Below are 20,736 nucleotides of genomic sequence, written 5' to 3'. Positions count from 1 at the left end.
GCCCTCTTCCGCTTCACAAGGTGATGGACAGCGGAAATCAAGGCTACGCCTCCCCGGCCGTAACACGCAGGCCGGGCCGGTCTTCGTCGCGCAAGTCACACTGGAAGGCGGGTTTCGGTGCAGGAATTGGCGGGAAACAAGCATGGTTCCGCTTCCCTTTGGGTACGCGGAACCACGGCTACGGCCCTTCGGGTCGCACCCCCTGGAACGGAACACGCAGAACGCGTCCCTCCGGTTCGAACCCTATGTCAACCTCGCTGCCGGGGTACCCCCGGAAGAGTGACCTGAATGCGGCAGCCGCGCTCGGATTCGGCCACCCCGATGCGTCCGCCATGCAGGTCCACCGCCCAGCGGGCGATCGCCAGGCCGAGACCGGTGCCGCCGTCACTGCCGGGCCCGTGCGGGGAGGGCACCGCGCCCCGGTTGAACCGCTCGAAGACCCGGTGGCGCTCCGCCTCCGGGATGCCCGGCCCCTCGTCCATGATCTCCAGCACCAGCGACTCCGGGGCGGGGCCGCGGCGGGCCAGCACCTGGACCCGGCCGTGCGGCGGGCTGTGCTTGACCGCGTTGTCGACCAGATTGGCCACCACCTGGTGCAGCCGCTCCGCGTCGGCGTACGCCGTCAGCTCCGGCGGCGAGACGTCGAGCGCCAGGTGCACGTCCTTGCGGGTGTGGTTCCCCGAACCGGAGGCCAGCCCCCGGTGCGCGGCGGCGAGATTCGCCTCCTTCAGCACCCCCGACAGATACGGCCACACCTCGAACCGCCCGGCCTTCAGCGTCACCACGCCGTTGTCCAGCCGGGACAGGTCCAGCAGCGTCTCCACCAGCCGCCCGAGCCGCTCCGTCTGCTTCAGCGCGGTGCGCATCGTCTCCGGATCGGCCGAGGACACCCCGTCCACGACGTTCTCCAGCACGGCTCTCAACGCCGCGATGGGGGTGCGCAATTCGTGCGAGACGTTGGCGACCAGCTCCTTGCGGTGCCGGTCCACCGCCTCCAGGTCGTCCGCCATGCGGTTGATCGTCTGGGCCAGGTCGCCCAGCTCGTCGCGGCGGCCGGCGCCGCGCACCCGCCGGGTGTAGTCGCCGTGCGAGATCGACCGGGCCACGGTGGTCATCTCGTCCAGCGGCGCGGTCAGCCCGTGCGCCACGAACTGGGTGATCAGCAGGGTCGCGATCACCGAGAACACCGTGATGAACCGCAGCTCGGTCCTGGTGCGCACCGCCACCAGCAGCAGACCGGTGGTGATGAAGACCGAGAGCACGACGAGCGTGCTCATCTTCGCCTTGATCGAGAAGGGACGCAGGCCGGAGCCGGGCCGGGTCATGGAGCCGGCGTCTCCAGGGCGTATCCCACACCGTGCACGGTACGGATGCGCTCGGCGCCGATCTTCCTGCGCAGCGCCTTGATGTGGCTGTCGACGGTACGGGTGCCGGAGGCGTCCGCCCAGTCCCAGACCTCGGCCAGCAGCTGCTCCCGGGAGAGCACCGCGCGCGGCGTGTTGGCCAGACAGACCAGCAGGTCGAACTCGGTCGGCGTGAGGTGGACGTCGTCGGCGCGCACCCGGACCCGGCGCTGCGCGTGGTCGATCTCCAGTTCGCCCAGGCGCAGGATGCCGCTGCGCGGGGTCACCGCGGCCAGCGCGGCGCGCTCGACGCGGCGCAGCAGGACATGGACCCGGGCCGCCAGCTCGCGCATCGAGAACGGCTTGGTCATGTAGTCGTCGGCGCCCACGCCGAGGCCGACCAGCATGTCCGTCTCGTCGTCCCGGGCGGTCAGCATCAGCACCGGCACCGGGCGCTGGGCCTGCACCCGGCGGCAGACCTCCAGGCCGTCGAAGCCCGGCAGCATGATGTCGAGCACCATCAGATCGGGCTGCCACGCCTCGGCCGCGTCCACCGCGGCGGGCCCGTCGAGCGCGGTCTGCACGAGGAAGCCCTCGGCCCGCAGCCGGGCGGAGATGGCCTCGACGATCGTGGCGTCGTCCTCGACCACCAGCACCCGGCGCTGCGCGCCCGGGGTGGCCGCGACACCGGTCTGGGTGGTGTGTGTCTGTTCCATCGCCCCGCCCCTGCCCCGTTCTCACGGGGGCCATTCCCCCGGACGCACGGTCTTCGCTTGTGGATTTTCGTAGTGTCCCGATTACGGGTCGCCAGCGTAAAGCCAGCGACCCGCTCTCGGCTACGCAGGGTGTAACGCTGCGGCTGCGGGGAAGTGGCGTCCCGGCCGTCGCGCGATGCCCGGACACCGGGGCGCCGGGGGGTCGTGGAGGGCTGGTGGAGGGTCTCAGAGTGTCCGGAGTGCGAGATGCACCACGTCGGGAACACCTCGGGCAACGCTGACCTCTTCGGTTCTTACGCTGATGAATCCGGCATTTCGCAGGGCTTGTTCGAAGTCGGCGGACGGCTGTGCGGACCACACTGCGAGAACGCCGCCCGGTGTCAGCCGCTCCCGGCAGGCCGCCAGCCCGGCGGGGGAGTACAGGGTGCCGTTGTCCTCGGTGACGGTCCAGTCCGGGCCGTTGTCGATGTCCAGGCACAGGGCGTCGTAACGGTCGGTAGTCGTGCGCAGATAGTCGACCAGATCGACCGTCAGGATGCCGGTCCGGGGGTCGGCGAGCGCCGCACCGGAGATCCCGGACAGCGGCCCCTCCCGGTGCCAGTCGACGATCGCCCGCTCCCGTTCGGCGACGGCGATCCGCCCCCAGCGCGGCTCGGCGGCCGCGCGGGCGAGCGAGAAGCCGACCCCGAGCCCGCCGATGAGCACGGACGGGGCCGTCCGGTCGGCGGGGAGCGCCGCCAGCGCCGCGTCGATCAGCAGCCGCTCGGACCGGCCGTCCGAGGTGTCCATCAGGAAGCACCCGTTGGCGATGATCTCGAAGTCGTCCCCCCGTCTGCGCAGAACCACCTCCCCGTACGGCCCGTCCCGGCGGTCGAGCGTGACGGGGGAGGAGTCATCGGTACGGGCGAAGTCGGGCATGGCATGGCTCTCCGGTCGTGGGGGCGGGGGTCCCCGCCATCCTGGCCTCTCGGCACGGCCCGGGGCCAGCCGGTTACCGGGACCGGCCCGGCCCGCGCACCGCGAGCAGCGCGGCCCCGGCCCCGTACGCCGCCACCGCCACCGCCCAGGCCCCGGCCTCCGGGCCCGGCTGCAGCGGCCACGCCCAGAGCGCCGCCGCCCGGCCCGGCTCGTTCGGCGCCGCCAGGTAGACGGCGCTCCCGTACACCGTCATCGGCAGCCAGCTGGGCCGGGCGCCGAGCAGGGCGGCGGACGCCACGGTCACCCCCGTCGAGCCGAGCACGTTACGCACCATGGCCGGGGCGCCGAACGCCTCCGGATGCCCCGGCACCGCCGCCGCCAACGCCCCCGCGGCCAGGACGGTCGCCACCACCAGGTACGCCAGCAGAAGCGGCCACCACCGCCGGGCGGCGGTCCGGTCCAGCTCCTCGGCGTGCGAGTGCAGCGCGGTGCCGATCGCCGCGGCGGCGAGCAGCGGGGCGAGCACGACGACCGGGGCGCGGGCGGTGTGGTCGAAGTGCGGCCGGTCCTGGAGCTGGTCCGCGGACCAGGCGGCCACGAGCACGACGCCCGCCAGGGCGGCCGCGGTGACGGGGAGCGCGCGGGAACGGAGATAGAGGAGGGACAGCGCGCTCACAGGACCGGGACCCCGTTCGGCGCGCAGTTCCGCAGGCCGGTCAGATAGCGGCCGATCCAGACCTTGCGCTCCAGGGCCGGCATGGCCTCCAGCCGGGCCAGGTACGGCTGGGCCTTCGGATACCAGGTGGCGTTCCCGCCGGTCAGCCAGGCGCGCACCGCGTCCTCGGTGGACGCCGCGCGGTCGGCCGCCTTCCGGTCCTTCCCACGCCGGTCGGCCGGACAGTCGGGGTTGAGGAGGGACAGGACGGTGTCGTAGGCGAACTCCCGGGGATCGTCCAGCCGGTCCCGGTGGAAACCCCAGCCGCGCGTCACGTAGCCGAGGGGTGCCTCACCGTTCGTCCTCCTCGGCCGGGCCCCGCCGGCCACGTAGCGGGCGGGCGCCCCCTCGACCCCGTCCAGCCGGGCGAACACCTCAGTCAGCGCCTCGGTGGCATCGGGCAGCACCGGGGCCAGGGACGCCGGTACGCAGAGCTGCGGCGTCCCCGCGTCCGGCGCCGAGCAGACCCGGCGGGAGCCGGCCGGATCGGGCCGCAGCAGCCCGTCGCCCGTCTGCACGACCACCGCCCCGGCCAGGACCGCCAGCACCAGCGGCAGCAGGGCCAGCAGTCGGCGGCGGGCCGCGTACGCCAGCAGCACGGTCGCCGCGACGCCGCCCGTCCAGGCCAGCAACGACGGCGCGAACCACCACACCGGCTCGGCCTCCCGCAGCACGTACTGCTCGGCGGGGCTCAGGTACCGGGCCGGTGAACGCGTATAGCTCGGCGCCCCCAGGAGCACGTAGCAGACGGCCGCGAGCACCGGGGCGGCCAGCCGCCACCGCACCAGCCGCCCGACGACGAAGCCGACCGGCGCAGCGGTCAGCAGAGAGCCGAGATCCACCCCGGCGAGTACGGGGGACGGACCGCCGCCCGGCCCGGCGTACGGGGCCGTCGCCGCGAAGGCCGCGCCCAGCGCCAGCAGCTGACCCGCCGCCGCCCACAGCATCAGCGGCACCACGGCCACCGCCACCCGGGCGAGCCGGCCGCGCACCACCGAGCGCAGCAGCTCCTCGGTGCCCCGGCGGCGCTCCCGGCCGCCCTGCCAGCAGGCGATGGCGGCGAGCAGCGGGATGCCGAGCAGCGCCGTCGCCGTGTGCAGCATTTCCTGGGTCTCGGCCCAGCCGCCCTGCCACTCGGCCGCCTTGGCACCCATCGGGACGAGCAGGCAGACGGCGACGGCCGGGCCCGTCCACGGGGTGATCCCGCGCCGGAGCTCGGCCCGCAGCACGGTGGCGGCCGGACCGCGCACGAAGGACGTACTCATCGGCCCGCCACCGCCGCCCGGTGCGCCCGCAGCGCGGCGGTGTAGCCGCGCTCGATCGGACTGCCGTCCTCCGGCCGCGCCCCGGACCCGCCCAGCTCCGACAGTTCCCGTGCCGTGCCCCGGTACGCGATCCGGCCCGCCTCGATCAGCGTGACCTCCGTACAGGCCGCGGCGACGTCTTCGACCAGATGGGTCGAGACGATCACGGTGCCGGCGGAGCCCAGCTCCCGCAGCAGTGCCCGGAACGCGACCCGCTGCTCCGGGTCGAGGCCGGCGGTCGGCTCGTCGAGCAGCAGCAGCTCCGGATCGTTGACGATCGCCTGGGCGATGCCGACGCGCCGCACCATCCCGCCCGACAGGGTCTTCACCCGGGCGTCGATCAGGTCCCCGAGCCCCACCCGGTCCACGGCCCGCGCCACGGCCGCCGGGACCGCCGCCGCGTCCATCTCCTTCAGCCAGGCCACGTAGGAGACGAACTCGCGGACCGTGAAGCCCGGGTAGTAGCCGAACTCCTGCGGCAGATAGCCCAGCCGCCGCCGGACCGCCGCCCGGTCGCGGTGGTCCGCCCCGGACCCGACCTCGCGGCCGAGCAGCTCCACCCGGCCGCCGGAAGGCGCGGCGACGGTGGCGAGCACCCGGATCAGCGAGGTCTTGCCGGCCCCGTTCGGCCCGAGCAGCCCGTGCACGCCGGGCGCGAAGTCGAGGTCGACGGCGTCCAGCGCGGTCGTCCGGCGGTGCCGGACGGTCAGCCCATCGGCCACGACCGCGGGTATGTTCCCGGTTCCGTCCCTGCCCGTACCCGTGCTCACGCTGTCTCCAGATGGTCGAAGGATCTACGGCGCAGGGCCAGCAGCACGGCGCACACCAGGGCGCCCACCGCCCAGCAGCCCTGCGCGCCGGGCCCCGTGAAGTACCGCACGGCCTCGGCAGGCGCCAGGGGCGACGTGGTGGCGGGCCCCACGGCGACGGCCGCCCACACCGCGGCGACGGCCCCGGCACCGGCACGGCAGCCGACGTACGAGCCGAGGGCGAGCGCCGCCAGCGTCATCGCCAGACCGGGCAGCAGCCAGAGCGCCGCGCCCGGCCCCCCGGCGGACCGGGGCAGCGCCGCCCCGGCGAGGGTGAGCACCGGAACGCTCACGGCGAGGACGGCCACCGTCCTGGTCAGCAGCAGCCGCAGCCCCCCGGACGGGGCGGCCGCCGTGATCTCGTGCATCGGGTCCGCATGCCTGCCGTACGAGAGGGCGACCCCGGCGAGCGGCAGCACCGGCGCGACGACGAGCAGCAGTGGGCGCACCGTCTCCCCGGCCCCCGCCCCGTACGCCAGCGCGAGGGCGCCGACGGTCACCAGCACCAGCGCCGACAGCCACGCACCGCGCAGCGCGGGCCCGGCGGCCCACAGCAGCCGCCCGGTGCGGACGGCCGGACGGGGCACCCCGGCCGAGGCTCCGTCCCGTGCCGCCCCCTCGGCCGCCACCGCCGCCAGCAGCTGTGCGCGCACCGCGTCGAGCACCGGCCCGGCCCCCGGCCGGACGGCCCGTACCGCCGCGGAGACCAGCACCGCGCAGTCGTCGCACGCCTCCGTGTGCTTCTCCACCGACCAGGCGTCCGCCTCCGGCAGCGGCCCGGCGGCGTACCGCCCGGCCAGCTCCTCGCTCACGTGCCAGCGGCGCACACCGCCGCCTCCCGTCGTGGTCATGCCGTTCCTCCCAGCGGTCCGGCCTCCGGGAACGAGAGCTCCAGCGCGGCGCGCAGCTCACGTCTGGCCCGCATCGCCCTGGTCTTGACCGTGCCCTCGGGGATGCCGAGGAGCCGGGCCGTCTCGCGGGTGCTCAGCCCGTCGACGACCGTGGCGCGCAGGACCTCGCGCAGCTCGGGGGAGATCCGGTCGAGCGCGGCGCCGACGTCCCCGTACTCCAGTTCGGCGAGCACCCGCTCCTCGGCGGAGGGCGCGGTCGCGGCCCGGTCGCCGCTTCCGGCCCGTTCGGCGCGCGCGGCGAGGTCGCTGCGGGCGTGCACCCGCTGCGCGTCGACCAGCCGGCGCGAGGCGATCACCCAGAGCCAGCCGCCGACCCGGGTGCCGCGATGCGATCCGGCGGACCGCCAGACCGTCAGGAAGGTGTCCTGAAGGACCTCCCGCACGGTCTCGTCGTCCCCGCACCGCCGCTCCAGCCGGGCCAGCAGCCAGCCCGCGTGCCGGTCGTACAGCGCGGCCAGGGCCTGCGCGTCCCCCTGCGCGACGGCGCGCAGCAGGGCCTTGTCGTCCGGGTCCTCCCCCGAGGGGCGCAACAGCTTCACACCTCTTCTATCGGGCGGGGCCCGCCCGCCGGTTCACGGGCGCGGCGCCTTCTCCCCGTGCACCGCGCGGTACTCGGCCGCCAGCCAGGGGCCAGGTCCTCGACGATGCACGCACTGTGCCCGTCGCCCCGCCGTGGCCCCAGCGGATTCTCGCCGGGGCCACGGCGGGGCGCCCGGCCCGGCTCACGGAGACGGGCGGAGCAGCGCCTTCGGGAGGATGAACCACAGGACGATGAAGAGGCAGAGGGTGGCGGCCGTGATCGCGATGCCGGCGACCCGGCCGAGGACCACCGTCATCAGCAGGAGAACGGCCCCGTTGAGCGCGAGGGCGAGGAAGACCAGACCGACTTGCGCGAACTGCGCCGACAGGGCGACGATCCGGGACTTGACACCCCGGTGGAACATCCCCCGGTGCAGGGCGACCGGGGTCGCCAGCACGGCCGAGGAGACCACGGTGAGCAGCAGCGTCACCACGTACGTGGCGCGCTCGTAGCTGTCGAGATCCGGGAACCGGTTGGTGAACGCCACACCGAGCAGGAACGCGAAGACGATCTGCACCCCCGTCTGCACGACCCGCAGCTCCTGGAGCAGCTCGACCAGATTGCGGTCGGCGCGCTCCGCAGGCGTCTCCTCACCATGAGGGGACGCGGCCGCGGATCTCCGCGAGATGTGCGACATGGGCCCCATTTTTTCCCCCACGCCCCGGCCGCGCCACCGCTGCCCAGCTGGGAGGGGCAGCACCCGGCGCGGTCGCGGGGGCTCCGTGCGGGTAGTCCGGTGCGAGGAGGATCCCGGTGTCCGTCCCTCGTCTCCCGGGCGGTTGTGGCGGAACCGCCTCGGGCGGAGGGCTCCCTCCTGAGTGGCTGGCCGCCAACGGGCTGCGACGATGGGGTGGTTACCCAGACGGAGGACGTTTGTTCGTTTTTGTGTGTGCGGGATGCGGTGCCGAGCTGACCGTCCCGCTGTTCCAGGTTTCCCTGCCGGTCCATGCCCGCCAGGTGTACGGGAACGGCGCCCAGCTCCCGGTGCTCATGGAGTCCGGGACGTTCGCCGTGGACCCGGACCCGTGGAGGGGGCCGTGGCGGAGGTGGGGCGGGATCGATCCGGTCGAGGCGGAGGCGCGCGGTATCTACGCGCCGGTCCGCTCCCTGTCCGACGATCCGCCCGGCGAGAGCGTCGTCGCGCCCGGCGACATCCGTGGAACCCGGCTGATTCCCGAGGAGCGCGTCGGTTCTTCCTGCTGCGGCCTCGACGGTGCGGACGGGCCCAACATGGCCTGCCTGGCGTGCGACCTGCCCGTGGCGACCAGGCTCGACGACTGCTCGCTCTGGCAGGCGGTGCGACTCGACCCGGACGCCGTGCGCCGCACCCCTGGCGGCGGTGTTCCTCCCACGCCCCTCTCCTGGGCGGAACTGGTGGAAGAAGGGGAGGGCATGCCCCCGTTCGAGCCGATCGCCACGTGGGGCGGACCGTTGGGGACGGGCCACTACTGGTCGTGGAGCCCGCGGTGGGAGGCGGCGGCCGGCCGGGCGCTCGCCCACCTGCTGGTCGCCTCCCGGGGGCGGCCGGTGCGGGTCCCGGGCGGTCTGGCCGCGGACGTGTTCCAGCGCGGGCTGGACGCCCTGCTGCCGACGGGCCTCCCGGAGCGGCGTGCCGTCCTGGCCGGGCCGGGGCGGCCCTTCCCGGGCGAGGGTGACGACATCCTCCTCGTACCGGTCCATCCCCGGACGGGCCGGACCTGGAGCCCGCCCGGCCCGGCCGCGTCGGCGTATCCGGTGCCCCTGCCGCTCGGGGTGTGGTTGTGGCTGGCCTCTCCCCGGCCGTACCCGCCGGTTCCCGCGTCGGGGCGTATCCCCCGGGACGTGCTCCGTGACGACCCGCCCCCCCTGCTCCCGAACCGCCCTTTCTGGGCCGACCGAGAAGTGTTCCGGCACACCCTGGCCCGGTTGCCGGCCGCCCGTGCCCCGTGGCTGCGCGCGATCCTGGAGAACTTCGGGCAGGACGCCTGGGCCCACATCTTCTAGTTGCAGTAGTTCCAGGGCGTTCCTTCCGGTCCGGGAGCGCTTCCGGGTGATCGCTCAGAGCGAACACATCCCTGGGAACAATGGGCGGCTCAGGAGCATTGAGTCTGCATAGCTCAACTTGACTGCCGAAGGGGAGATCATGGCTACCGATTCCACCGCGGTTACTCCGCTCGCCCTGCCCGTGCTGCCGCTCGACGACGAGGTCGTGCTGCCCGGGATGGTGGTGCCTCTGGACCTGTCCGACGCGGAGGTGCGGGGCGCCGTCGAGGCCGCGCAGGCGGCGGTCCGGGCCGATGGGGGCAAGCCCGAGGTGCTGCTCGTGCCGCGGATCGACGGTACGTACGCCGGTACCGGTGTCATCGGCACCGTCGAGCAGGTCGGGCGGCTCTCGGACGGAGACCCGGGCGCGCTGATCCGCGGCCGGGGCCGGGTGCGGATCGGGGCCGGGACCAGCGGTCCGGGCGCCGCGCTCTGGGTGGAGGGGACCCGGGTCGACCCGGTCGTCCCCGACCCGCTGCCGGGCGCCGCCGCCGAGCTGGTCAAGGAGTACAAGGCGCTCGCCACCAGCTGGCTGAAGAAGCGCGGCGCCTGGCAGGTCGTGGACCGGGTCCAGCAGATCGAGGACATCTCCGCGCTCGCCGACAACTCCGGTTACTCCCCGTTCCTCACCACCGCCCAGAAGGTGCGGCTCCTGGAGACGACCGACCCGGTCGCCCGGCTGAAGCTCGCCATCCAGTGGCTCGGCGAGCACCTCGCCGAGCAGGACGTCGCCGAGTCCATCGCCAAGGACGTCCAGGAGGGCGTCGACAAGCAGCAGCGCGAGTTTTTGCTGCGCCGCCAGCTCGACGCCGTACGCAAGGAGCTCGCCGAGCTCAACGGCGAGTCCGGTTCCGGCGACGAGTCCGACGACTACCGGGCCCGCGTCGAGGCCGCCGACCTGCCCGAGCACGTCCGTGAGGCGGCGCTGAAGGAGGTCGAGAAGCTGGAGCGGGCCTCCGACCAGAGCCCCGAGGGCTCCTGGATCAGGACCTGGCTCGACACCGTCCTCGAACTTCCCTGGACCGAGCGGACCGAGGACGCCTACGACATCCGGGGCGCCCAGCGGGTCCTGGACGCCGAGCACGCCGGGCTCCAGGACGTGAAGGAGCGGATCACCGAGTACCTGGCCGTGCGCAAGCGGCGCTCCGACCGCGGCCTCGGGGTCGTCGGCGGGCGGCGCGGCGGCGCCGTACTGGCGCTGGTGGGGCCGCCCGGTGTCGGCAAGACCTCGCTCGGCGAATCCGTCGCGCACGCCATGGGCCGCAAGTTCGTCCGCGTCGCCCTGGGCGGGGTGCGGGACGAGGCCGAGATCCGCGGCCACCGGCGTACGTACGTCGGTGCTCTGCCCGGACGCATCGTGCGGGCGATCAAGGAGGCCGGTTCGATGAACCCGGTCGTCCTGCTCGACGAGATCGACAAGGTCGGCTCCGACTTCCGGGGCGACCCGGCCGCCGCCCTCCTCGAAGTCCTCGACCCGGCGCAGAACCACACCTTCCGCGACCACTACCTGGAGGTCGAGCTCGACCTCAGCGACGTCGTCTTCCTGGCCACCGCCAACGTGCTCGAAGCCATCCCGGAGGCCCTGCTCGACCGCATGGAACTGGTCCGGCTCGACGGCTACACCGAGGACGAGAAGGTCGTCATCGCCCGCGACCACCTGCTCCCGCGCCAGCTGGAGCGGGCCGGACTGGCGGCGGACGAGGTCACGCTCGACGAGTCCGCGCTGCGCAGGCTGGCCGGCGAGTACACGCGGGAGGCCGGGGTCCGGAACCTGGAGCGGGCCGTCGCCCGGCTGCTCCGCAAGGTCGCGGCCCAGCACGAACTGGGCGACCGGGAGCTTCCGTTCACCGTCACCGACGCGGACCTGCGGGGCCTGATCGGGCGCCCGCACCACGTCCCGGAGTCGGCCCAGGACCCGGCCGAGCGCCGGACCTCGGTGCCGGGGGTGGCGACCGGGCTCGCGGTCACCGGGGCCGGCGGCGACGTGCTCTACGTGGAGGCCTCGCTGGCCGACCCGGAGACCGGGGCCTCCGGACTGACCCTCACCGGTCAGCTCGGCGACGTCATGAAGGAGTCCGCGCAGATCGCGCTGAGCTTCCTGCGCTCGCACGGGGCGGAGCTGGAACTGCCGGTCGCGGACCTGAAGGACCGGGGCGTGCACATCCACTTCCCGGCGGGCGCGGTGCCCAAGGACGGCCCGAGCGCCGGCATCACCATGACGACCGCGCTGGCCTCGCTGCTCTCCGGGCGGCTGGTCCGTACGGACGTGGCGATGACCGGTGAGGTCTCGCTGACCGGGCGGGTGCTGCCGATCGGCGGCCTCAAGCAGAAGCTGCTCGCCGCCCACCGGGCCGGGATCACCACCGTGGTCATCCCGAAGCGGAACGAGGCCGACCTGGACGACGTCCCCGCCGAGGTGCTGGACACCCTGGAGGTCCACCCGGTGACCGACGTCCGCCAGGTCCTGGAGATCGCCCTGGCCCCGGCCGAGGCCCCGGCGCGGGAGGAGATCCCGGTCGCGGCGTGAGCGGCACGGCGTGACGGACGTGGCGCCGCGCGCGTGACCGGTACGGACGGCCCGCCTCCCGGGAACCCCGGGGGAGCGGGCCGTACCGCGTGCCCGTGCGCGGCGGCTGACCCGTCCGTGACGACGCGACCCCCGGCGCCGGGGTGCCGGGGTGCCGGGGGTCGCGTCGTCGTGGAACCGGGAGGTCAGGGGCGGTAGATGGTGCCCGGGACCGGCTCGGCGGGGGCCATCAGCTGCGGCACCGTCACGAAGGTGTAGCCCTGCTTCTGCAGCGCGTCGATGATGCCCGGCACCGCGGGGACCGTGCCCTTGTAGATGTCGTGCAGCAGGATGACGCCGTCCCGGCTCGCCTGGTCGAGTATCCGCTTCCTGATCAGCGCGGAGTCGGTCGTGGAGTAGTCCTTGGCGGTGGCGCTCCACAGGATCTGGGAGAGGCCCAGGTCCTTGCTGACGTCCGAGACGATGTCGTCGGTGCGGCCCTGCGGCGGGCGCATCAGCCGGGGCTGCTTGCCGGTTATCTCCGTGATGGCGTCCTGCGTCTTCTTCAGCTCGGCGCGTATGTCGGCCGGGTCGCGGTCCGTGAGGATCTTGTGGGTCCAGGTGTGGTTGGCCACCTCGTGGCCCTCGGCGGCGATCCGGCGCACCGTGTCGGGGTGCTTCTTCACGTGGTTCTTGCCGAGCAGGAAGAAGGTTGCGTGCACCTTCTTCTCCTTGAGGATGTCCAGCAGACGCGGGGTGTCCTCGCCCGGTCCGGCGTCGAAGGTCAGCGCTATGCACTTGGCCTTGCGGCAGTCCACCGGGCCGAAGGTGCCCTTCGCGTCGGAGCCCGCGTCGGCGCGCGCCGAGGCCGGAGCCGTGGTCTGCATCGCACAGCCGCCCAGGGTCAGCGTGAGCGCCGTCACCAGGGCCGCGGTCAACCCCTTACCGATCGGCTTCGTCTTCTTGGGCAAGGCGGGTCACTCCTCCGTGGCTGAACAGATGCGCGCGGCGCGGTGTGCCGGGTGCGCCGGAGGAGGACTATACACAGCGTGTATACGTCAACGAACGTCGGGGTCAATCACCGCTCCGGGGGACGAAATCCCTGTTCGGAGGCGTACGGAACGCGGTACGCGCAGTGCCCCGGCGGGGCGCGCCGGGGCACTGCGGTGTACGCGGGGAGGATGCGCGTCCGGGGGAGGCTCAGCCGTTGGCGAGGGCCTGTACGCGGTCGAGGGCGCCGTTGAAGCGGTTGTGGTCACCGACGTACGGGCCGGACGAGGTGTACTGCCAGATCGTGTAGAAGCCCCAGCCGGCCGGGAGCTCGCCGACGGTGCTGGCGTACCGGGCCACCCAGAGCGGGTTGGTGGCGCCGAAGCTCGCGTTGTTGCCAGTGCAGTCCTTCCACCAGCTGGTCGCGGTGTAGATGACCGCGTCGCGGCCGGTGCGCGCCTTGTACGTGTTCACGAAGTCGCGGATCCAGTTGACCATGCCGGCCTGGCTCAGGCCGTAGCACTGGGCGCCGTACGGGTTCCACTCGATGTCGAGCACGCCGGGGAGCGTCTTGCCGTCCCTGGACCAGCCGCCGCCGTGGTCCACGAAGTAGTTGGCCTGGGTGGCGCCGCTCGTGGTGTTCGGGGTGGCGAAGTGGTACGAACCCCGGATCATGCCCACGTTGTACGAGCCGTTGTACTGCTGCGCGAAGTAGGGGTTCGTGTAGTACGTGCCCTCCGTGGCCTTGGTGTAGGCCCACTTCACGCCGCTGCCCCAGAGCGTCGACCAGGCGACGTTGCCCTGGTAGCTGGCGACGTCCACGCCTTCGGTCTGGACGGCGCGGGTGTCGCGGGGGAGTCCGGCCTCGCCGTCGTGGGCTATGACGCCCATGCCCATCGTGGCGGTGCCCCTGGCGGGCTTCTTGGCGGCCGCGGCGTCGGTGTCGGCGGCGCTCGCCGCGCCGGGCAGGGTGAGCATGAGGGAGAGCGCTGCGAGGAGTGTTCCGGCCGCCGCGAAACGGGAGCGGCGGGAGGACCTGGCAGTGGATCTGAGCACCGGCATGGGAGTGCCTCCGAGGACGTGGTGGGGGGACGCGCTGATCCCAGGGGGACGTGGGGCACACCCCCCTGCGGGCATGTAATGGTGTGAACATGCCAGGCATGACGCTACGCACGTAGACCCGTGCTGGGGAAGGGGGTCCGGGCGCCGCCGTTGGTCTACTCCTGCGAAATACTGGCGCAAGCTGCGGTGATGACCTGCGGTGAAAGAAATTTTCAGCGACCGGAAAGCTCATGAGGGGTGTTGACGTGCACGGGAGCGAAAGCGGTAGTGAACCGGGCGCGACCGGAAGGAGTGGTGTGGACCACGCATTCCTCGCGCTGGAACGGGAGTTGGCCGTCTTTCTGCGCCGGGCCCGCGCCAATTCGGGGGAGATGGCCCGGGAGGTCCACCCCGACCTGGAATCCGCCGCGTACGGCCTGCTCGTCCAGTTGGAGTCGGCGGGGCCGCAGCGGGCCACCGACCTCGCGGCCTACTTCGGGGTGGGCAAGGCGACCATGAGCCGTCAACTCCGCGCCCTGGAAACGCTCGGGCTGGTGATCCGCGAACCCGATCCCGCCGACGGCCGGGCCTTCCTCGTCCGCCTCACCGCCGAAGGGCTGGACCGCTACCGCAGCGTCCGCGACGCCCGCCGCGAGCGCTACGTCCGCAAGCTCGCCGACTGGGACCGCGCCGAGGTGGCCGAACTCGCCCGGCTGCTCCACCACTTGAACGCCCGCGCCGAGAACTGACGCCCCGGGGCCGGAGGGCGTACGGCCTCGGGGGCGGCCCCCGGAGCGCGAGGGCGGGCGCCCGGACGCCCCGTCACAGCACCGCGTGGACCGCCGTCGCGTCGTCGTGCGTCTTGCCGCGACCCAGCAGCGCCCGCCCGGCCCCCGCGTCCGCCTCCTCCAGCACCCTGACCCGGTCGATCAGCGACTGCGGCCCCTCGTCGTCGAGCACCTTCAGGCAGTCCGCCCAGTCGCCCGCGCGGAACACCTCGGTCCAGCGGGCCGCCCCGTCCGTCAGCGCGGCGATCGCCCGCACCTGGTCGAGCGGGGTGCGGCCGGTCACCGCACGCGAGGCCACGGCGGGGTCGGCGGCCGCGGTGAAGAAGCCGCCCTCCTTGTTGCGCAGCCGGGTGTCGGTGAACGCCACGGAGCTCAGCGAGCCGGGCGGCAGCCGGTCCAGCCGGTCGTCGAGCACCGGGCGTACGCTCCCGTCGCGCAGCCCGAGCAGCAGCACGGAGTCGGAGAGCACCAGGTGCTCGATCTCGCGCTCGTCCCACCGGGCCATGACGACCGTCGCCTGCGGGGTACGTACGTGAGAAAGGTCACACAGGGAACGGTGCGTGTCGGCGGTGCGCCCTATGGACAGGGCGAGGATCTCCTGAAGGGTCAGATCCCGCCGCGAACCGGACAGTTCGATCAGCGCGCCGCCCAGCCGGGCCGTGAACCACGGAACCGAATGCACACAACCGTCGTCGCCCCGCGGCGGCGTCACCCCGTCCAGCAGGACCAGCGCCCCGCCCCACCCGGAAGCGGGGAGAGCGGTGGCCGCCCAGTCCTCGTTCGGGTGTTCGGGACTTCCGGGGGCCGTGGCCAGCGCGAAGAGCATGCGGCCAGTCTGCACGACGCCTTCACGCCCTCCGCACTCCCGTGTGATTGGCCTGAACCTGCGGCTTCCGGCCGGTGAGGGAGCGGAAGGGCGGCCTCCGTGGGGCGTGCGGGCGGGCATCCTGCCAAAGCCCGGGCGGAAGTTCCACCCGGCGGACCGGGTGTGGCCGAGGCCCTGTCCGGGCAGACTTGTTCGCCAACTCGGGAGTGATGTTCACTCCTTCAGGTGGTGGAGTGGTCGTTGCGTGTCCCCCTCCCAACAGCGCTGGAATGGTCGGAAGCCGTACCAGTGGGAAGGGACGCCCGCGCGTGTGACCGTGCGTCACCTCTGCTTCATGGGCGGACGAGTCAAGAATGCGAGCACCGGTGCAGAAGAAGCGGCCTCGGAGCAAGGGCGAAGAGCGGAACGGTTCCGGGGCGGTGTCACCGGCCCCCGCCGAGAGCGGGAGCACCCGGCGTCCCGTACGGGTGCGGAGCAGGCTGGTCGCCGGAGTCGCGGTGGTCGGGGTCACCGTCATCGCGGCCGGTGCTCCCATGGTTCTCACCGCCTCCGCCGAGCTGAACGACTCGCAGCGCCTGGTCACCCTCGCCGAGCTGAACCAGCAGGCCGTCGCCCTTGCCCACGCGCTGGCGGACGAGCGCGACGACGTCACCGCCAGGATCGCCGCGGGCCGGGACGGGAAGACCGGCGCGGACGACGCCCGGAGCACCCGGGTCGACCAGCGGGTCGAGGAGATCCGGGCCGCCGCCCCCGCCGCGCTCCGCCGCGACCTCGCCGGCATCCCCTCCCTGCGCCGCGAGGCGCTCACCGGCAAGGGCACGGCGCTGGAGGCCCACCAGGCGTACTCCGAGATCATCGGAAAGCTCCAGGCCCTCGCCGAGGAGCTGACGGAGAAGACCCCGCCGCGCGCCGCCGGGGCCACCCGTGCCTCGCTCGCCCTGGCCCGCGCCACCGAACAGGCCGCCGCCACCCGGGGGCTGCTGCTCGCCGCGCTCTCGGTGCCCGGCGGGGCCCCCACCCCGCAGATCGACCCGGTGACCGGGCTGCCGGTGCAGAACGGTTCGAGCACGATCGACCCGGCGACCGGGCTGCCGGTCCAGACGCAGGACGGCGCGAGCGCCAAGGACGACCGCACCCGCGACGAGCTGAGCGCCGCGGCCCAGCTCGCCCGCGTCCGCGAGCTCGGCGCGCTCGCCGACTTCGACCAGGTCGCGGGAGCCACCGCCCGCGACAAGCTGGCGTCCACGGTCACCGGCCCGGAGGTCGCCGGCGCGGAGAAGTACCTCAACAAGCTCACCGCCCGCCCCGAACTGTCCGAGAGCGGCCGCGCCACCAGCCGGAAGAAGGCCGGGGCGGCGCTCTCCGCGCGGATCGACCGGATGCGGAGCGTCGAATCGGCCCTCGGCACCGAGCGGATCGGCCGACTGGAGCAGCTGCGCGACGACGACGTCACCGCGCTCGAACTGCGCATCGCGCTGCTCGGCGGCTGCCTGCTGATCGCCGTCGGCGTCTCCACCGCCGTGGCCCGCACCCTCACCCAGCCGCTCGCCGTGCTGCGGATCGGCGCCGCCCGGCTCGCCACGGAGCCCGAGACCGCCGAGCCGGTCCGCTACACCGGCCGCAACGACGAGTACGCCCAGGTCGTACGGTCCCTCAACAGCCTGCACGCGAGGCTCCGGGGGCTCCTGACCCAGTTCAACGGCCGCTTCGCGGAGCTGGAGGGCGAGCGCGGCGAGCTGGCCGCCGGGCGCGAGGCCCTCGCCGCCCAGCGCGCCGAGCTCCAGACCGCGACCGCGGAGCTCACGGCCGAGCTGGAGCAGCTGAAGAACACCGTCCACCACACCTTCGTCAACCTCTCGCTGCGCACCCTCGGCCTGGTCGACCGTCAGCTCGGTGTCATCGAGGGCCTGGAGGACCGGGAGCAGGACCCGGAGCGGCTGGCCACCCTCTTCAAGCTCGACCACATGGCCACCGTCATGCGCAGGCACAGCGAGAACATGCTGGTCCTCGCGGGCGCCGAGCACGGCCACGGGCACGCCGGGCCGATCCCGCTGGTCGACGTGGCACGCGCGGCGGTCTCCGAGATCGAGCGGTACGAGCGGGTCGTCATCCAGGCCCTGCCGCCGCACGCCCAGGTCGCCGGCTTCGCCGCCGACGACCTCAGCCACCTGCTCGCCGAGCTGCTGGAGAACGCCACCGCCTTCTCGCCGCCGGAGTCCCGGATCCAGCTCTCCGGCTGGCTGCTGGAGAGCGGTGAGGTGATGCTCTCCGTGCAGGACGACGGCCTCGGGATGCCCGCGGCGCGGATGACGGAGCTGAACGCCCGGCTGGCCGACCCGACCCTGTTCGAGGCGGGCGACCGGAGCACGGAGGGGGCCGGGCTCGGCCTCCAGGTCACCGCGCTGCTGGCGGCCCGGCACGGCGTACGCGTCGAGCTGCGCGAGCACACCGGCAGCGGGCTCACCGCCGTCGTCGTCCTGCCCAAGGCCCTGCTGCCGGAAGCGCCGCCGGCCGTCACCCCGCCCCCGGCGAAGTCCTCCGCTTCCGCGCCCACGCTGAACCTCCCGGGCTCGGTCGCCGAGGCCAACTCCAACGCGCTGCCCGCCCGTACGCCGTCGACCGAGCCGGAGCCGGAGCTGTCGTCCGGCGAGCCGCAGCCGTCGTCCGGCGACGAGGAGCCGACCGCGGCCGCGACCGCACCGGAACCGCGGCCCGCCGAGGCGCGGCCGTCCTCCGAGGCCCGGTCGTCCGTCGAGGAGCGGCCGTTGGCAGAGGAGCCGCAGTCGTCCGAGGAGCGGCAGCCGTCCGGGAAGCGGCCCGCCGAGGACCCGCTGATCGCCGCCGCCGAGCGGGCGATCCGGGCGTCGGGCGCCGACTCCGTACCGGCCCCGGCAGCCGCCGAGCCGTCCCCGGCCCCGAAGGCCCCGGCCCCGGCCCCGGCCGAGTCGGAGTCCGAGGTCACCCTCCAGGTCCGCCTCCCCGTCGTACCGAAGCCCGCCGGCTCCCCGCGGCCCGAGGCGGCGGACCCGTACGCCATCGGCCCCGACCGTCACGAGCGGACGCCCGACCAGCCCCGGGACCGCATCCCGGAGCAGCGCACCCAGTCGCCCGCGGAAGCCGCCCCCGCCGCAGAGGCGGAGCCCGCCGCTCCCGCCGGGCGCGTCACCGACAAGGGGCTGCCCAAGCGCACCCCCCGCATCACCAAGCCCGCCGCGGCGGCCACCACCGAGCGCAAGGGGAACCTGGACAAGGAGGCGCTGCGCCGACGGCTCGGCGGCTTCCACCAGGGCGCGAAGGACGGCCGCCGGGACGTCGAGGCGGAGATCGCCGAAGGGCACCCCGCCCCGCACAGCACACCCACCGACCAGCACGGCGACGCGGCCCGCCCGGGCAGCAGCATGACCGACCAGACCGATGAGACGGGGGACACAGTCGAGGAGGCACGCAGTTGACTGCGCCGAGCACAATCGGGCTGAGCACCGAGGCCCGCAACCTGCACTGGCTGCTGAGCAATCTGGTGGAGGAGGTACCAGGGGTCCACTCGGTCACCGTCGTCTCGTCCGACGGACTGATGCTGCTCTCCTCCGACCCCGGCCATCTGGCCACCACGAGCACCACGAACACCGGGGCCCCCGGCGGCCCCAGGGGTTCCAGCGCCGATCTGGCGACCATCGTCTCCGGCATCGGCAGCCTGACCATCGGTGCCGCCAAACTCATGGACGGCGGTGGCGTCAAGCAGACGATGGTCGCCATGGACGAGGGCAGCGTCTTCGTCATGTCGATCAGCGACGGATCCCTGCTCGGGGTGCACGCCACCCCGGACTGCGACATGAGCGTCATCGCGTACCACATGGCGCTCTTCGTCGGCCGGGCCGGACACGTACTCACCCCCGAACTCCGCAGTGAACTGCGCAAATCGATGGAGAGCACCCAGTGAAGCCCGCTGCCGAATCCGCGCCCAGGCTCCCCGTACGCGGGGCCGACCGCAGGCCCGCCCGGGTCCGCCCGTACTCCCTCACCGGCGGCCGCACCCGCTTCGGGCATGTCCTGCTCGTCGAGACCTTCGTCGCCGCGCTCGACGCCCCGGAGGAGCGCCGCGAGCTGACCAACGGCAGCCTGTCGACCCGGGTCATGCCCGAACTCCAGGCGATCGTCGAGATCTGCCGCCGGATGCGCACGGTCGCGGAGATCTCGGCCCTGCTGAAGATGCCGCTCGGCGTGGTCCGGGTCCTCCTCAGCGACCTGGCCGACCAAGGAAAGATCCGCGTGTACGGAACCGGTCACGGCACCGGCCAGCCCGACCGCGCACTGCTCGAAAGGGTGCTCAATGGACTCCGCCGTCTCTGAGTCGACGCTCTTCGCCCCGCGCCGGCCGGGCACAGCGGACCAGGCAGAGGAATCGCTCCAGGCCTGGCAACTCGACCGTACCCGGGCCCCCATCGCCACGAAGATCGTGGTCGCGGGCGGCTTCGGCGTCGGCAAGACGACCTTCGTCGGCGCCGTCTCCGAGATCACCCCGCTGAAGACCGAAGCGATGATGACCCAGGCCAGCGAGGAGACCGACGACCTCTCCGCCACGCCCGAGAAGGTCACCACCACCGTCGCGATGGACTTCGGCCGGATCACCCTCGACGACGACCTGGTGCTCTACGTCTTCGGCACCCCCGGGCAGCAACGTTTCTGGTTCATGTGGGACGACCTGGTGCGCGGCGCGATCGGCGCGGTCGTGATGGCCGACACCCGTCGGCTCGCCGACTGCTTCCCCGCCCTCGACTACTTCGAGAGCTGCGGCCTGCCCTACATCGTGGCCGTCAACCACTTCGAGGGGACGCCCGGATACGAGGCGGAGGACGTACGGGAGGCCCTGACCATAGCCCCGCACGTACCTGTTGTGATCATGGACGCGCGTAACCGGATCACCGTCGTCGAGTCCCTGCTGGCCCTCGTCGGCCACGCCCTCGACGCCACCCCCGCCTAGGGACTTTCGTTTGGATCGGGCCGGATCAGTGAGCGGGGTCCGGTGCGTGCGATCGCAAGGCGGAGGAGGGAGTCGGATGGGGTCTCCCCTGCTCGAGCGAAGCCGAGAGCTCGGGGAAGGAGCGTCGGCGACCGACGACAACGCGGCGAGCGTGCGTGCCGGGGCACGCGAACCCGGCATGATCCAAACGAAAGGCCCTAGGACCTGTCTTCAAACTGCCGCCTGCCGTGCGGCGCCCGGCACGCACGCTCGCCGCGTTGTCGGGGTCACCCCGATACATCCAGTATCG

The 20,736-nt window shown here is 73.3% G+C and carries 19 protein-coding genes; 7 read left to right on the top strand and 12 right to left on the bottom strand.

The annotated features are described in order from the left end of the window. Positions 1–248: 248 nt before the first annotated feature. The 9 genes from ACF08W_RS34160 to ACF08W_RS34120 form a co-directional block, all read right to left on the bottom strand. Positions 249–1,325 (bottom strand): ATP-binding protein, encoded by a 1,077-nt coding sequence (locus ACF08W_RS34160; RefSeq protein WP_352277104.1) that lies wholly within the window; start codon positions 1,323–1,325, stop codon positions 249–251. Then, positions 1,322–2,059 (bottom strand): response regulator transcription factor, encoded by a 738-nt coding sequence (locus ACF08W_RS34155; RefSeq protein ID WP_352277106.1) that lies wholly within the window; start codon positions 2,057–2,059, stop codon positions 1,322–1,324. Before ACF08W_RS34155 ends, ACF08W_RS34160 begins: the two co-directional genes overlap by 4 nt. 225 nt (positions 2,060–2,284) lie before the next feature. Further along, positions 2,285–2,977 carry a spermidine synthase gene (locus ACF08W_RS34150; protein WP_385217633.1) on the bottom strand — a complete coding sequence of 231 codons (693 nt, stop codon included), beginning with the start codon at positions 2,975–2,977 and terminating at the stop codon, positions 2,285–2,287. Positions 2,978–3,050: 73 nt separating this feature from the next. Further along, positions 3,051–3,653, bottom strand: a complete 603-nt coding sequence (locus ACF08W_RS34145; protein ID WP_392281681.1) for a hypothetical protein — start codon at positions 3,651–3,653, stop codon at positions 3,051–3,053. Further along, on the bottom strand, positions 3,650–4,957 hold the full coding sequence (locus tag ACF08W_RS34140; RefSeq protein ID WP_392281680.1) for a hypothetical protein: 1,308 nt from the start codon (positions 4,955–4,957) through the stop codon (positions 3,650–3,652). The genes ACF08W_RS34145 and ACF08W_RS34140 overlap by 4 nt, the downstream gene beginning before the upstream one ends. Beyond that, a complete protein-coding gene (locus ACF08W_RS34135; protein ID WP_392281679.1) occupies positions 4,954–5,766 on the bottom strand; it encodes an ATP-binding cassette domain-containing protein in 813 nt (270 codons plus the stop codon). Before ACF08W_RS34135 ends, ACF08W_RS34140 begins: the two co-directional genes overlap by 4 nt. After that, complete coding sequence (locus ACF08W_RS34130; RefSeq protein WP_392281678.1) at positions 5,763–6,656, bottom strand: zf-HC2 domain-containing protein; 894 nt, start codon at positions 6,654–6,656, stop codon at positions 5,763–5,765. The genes ACF08W_RS34135 and ACF08W_RS34130 overlap by 4 nt, the downstream gene beginning before the upstream one ends. After that, a complete protein-coding gene (locus ACF08W_RS34125; RefSeq protein ID WP_392281677.1) occupies positions 6,653–7,255 on the bottom strand; it encodes an RNA polymerase sigma factor in 603 nt (200 codons plus the stop codon). The genes ACF08W_RS34130 and ACF08W_RS34125 overlap by 4 nt, the downstream gene beginning before the upstream one ends. A gap of 183 nt (positions 7,256–7,438) precedes the next feature. Then, a complete protein-coding gene (locus ACF08W_RS34120; RefSeq protein WP_385217643.1) occupies positions 7,439–7,933 on the bottom strand; it encodes a DUF6328 family protein in 495 nt (164 codons plus the stop codon). Between the two features lie 236 nt (positions 7,934–8,169). Here ACF08W_RS34120 and ACF08W_RS34115 point away from each other — a divergent pair, with 236 nt between their 5' ends. Together ACF08W_RS34115 and lon are read left to right on the top strand one after the other, a co-directional pair. Next, on the top strand, positions 8,170–9,279 hold the full coding sequence (locus ACF08W_RS34115; protein WP_392281676.1) for a hypothetical protein: 1,110 nt from the start codon (positions 8,170–8,172) through the stop codon (positions 9,277–9,279). 139 nt (positions 9,280–9,418) lie between these two features. Further along, positions 9,419–11,845 (top strand): endopeptidase La, encoded by a 2,427-nt coding sequence (gene lon / locus ACF08W_RS34110; protein WP_392281675.1) that lies wholly within the window; start codon positions 9,419–9,421, stop codon positions 11,843–11,845. Between the two features lie 185 nt (positions 11,846–12,030). Here the strand turns inward: lon and ACF08W_RS34105 are convergent, their stop codons facing one another. Both ACF08W_RS34105 and ACF08W_RS34100 read right to left on the bottom strand, forming a co-directional pair. Continuing rightward, entirely contained in the window at positions 12,031–12,711 is a 681-nt protein-coding gene (locus ACF08W_RS34105; RefSeq protein ID WP_385217660.1) for a polysaccharide deacetylase family protein, read from the bottom strand. 313 nt (positions 12,712–13,024) lie between these two features. After that, the gene (locus tag ACF08W_RS34100; protein ID WP_352277117.1) at positions 13,025–13,876 is read right to left on the bottom strand and encodes a lysozyme; all 852 of its coding nucleotides are present in this window, start codon (positions 13,874–13,876) and stop codon (positions 13,025–13,027) included. Positions 13,877–14,106: 230 nt separating this feature from the next. On the opposite strand from ACF08W_RS34100, the gene ACF08W_RS34095 reads away from it, so the two are divergent. Beyond that, positions 14,107–14,604: a MarR family winged helix-turn-helix transcriptional regulator gene (locus ACF08W_RS34095; RefSeq protein WP_385217649.1), complete on the top strand. Its 498-nt coding sequence runs from the start codon at positions 14,107–14,109 to the stop codon at positions 14,602–14,604. A 73-nt stretch (positions 14,605–14,677) separates the two neighbouring features. Here ACF08W_RS34095 and ACF08W_RS34090 read toward each other — a convergent pair whose 3' ends face one another. Then, positions 14,678–15,469 (bottom strand): hypothetical protein, encoded by a 792-nt coding sequence (locus ACF08W_RS34090; RefSeq protein ID WP_392281674.1) that lies wholly within the window; start codon positions 15,467–15,469, stop codon positions 14,678–14,680. 365 nt (positions 15,470–15,834) lie between these two features. Here ACF08W_RS34090 and ACF08W_RS34085 point away from each other — a divergent pair, with 365 nt between their 5' ends. Genes ACF08W_RS34085 through ACF08W_RS34070 form a run of 4 tightly spaced genes read left to right on the top strand, consistent with a single transcriptional unit; the run spans position 15,835 to position 20,447 of the window. Beyond that, positions 15,835–18,921, top strand: coding sequence for a nitrate- and nitrite sensing domain-containing protein (locus ACF08W_RS34085; protein WP_392281687.1), 3,087 nt, complete (start codon positions 15,835–15,837; stop codon positions 18,919–18,921). Then, a complete protein-coding gene (locus ACF08W_RS34080) occupies positions 18,918–19,406 on the top strand; it encodes a roadblock/LC7 domain-containing protein (RefSeq protein ID WP_352277120.1) in 489 nt (162 codons plus the stop codon). Before ACF08W_RS34085 ends, ACF08W_RS34080 begins: the two co-directional genes overlap by 4 nt. Next, positions 19,403–19,816, top strand: coding sequence for a DUF742 domain-containing protein (locus ACF08W_RS34075; RefSeq protein ID WP_352277121.1), 414 nt, complete (start codon positions 19,403–19,405; stop codon positions 19,814–19,816). The genes ACF08W_RS34080 and ACF08W_RS34075 overlap by 4 nt, the downstream gene beginning before the upstream one ends. Further along, on the top strand, positions 19,797–20,447 hold the full coding sequence (locus ACF08W_RS34070) for an ATP/GTP-binding protein (protein WP_352277123.1): 651 nt from the start codon (positions 19,797–19,799) through the stop codon (positions 20,445–20,447). Before ACF08W_RS34075 ends, ACF08W_RS34070 begins: the two co-directional genes overlap by 20 nt. Positions 20,448–20,736: the final 289 nt, after the last annotated feature.

The sequence above is a fragment of the Streptomyces sp. NPDC015144 genome (assembly GCF_043079735.1).
Lineage (GTDB): Bacteria > Actinomycetota > Actinomycetes > Streptomycetales > Streptomycetaceae > Streptomyces.
This window is presented reverse-complemented; position numbering and strand designations above follow the sequence as displayed.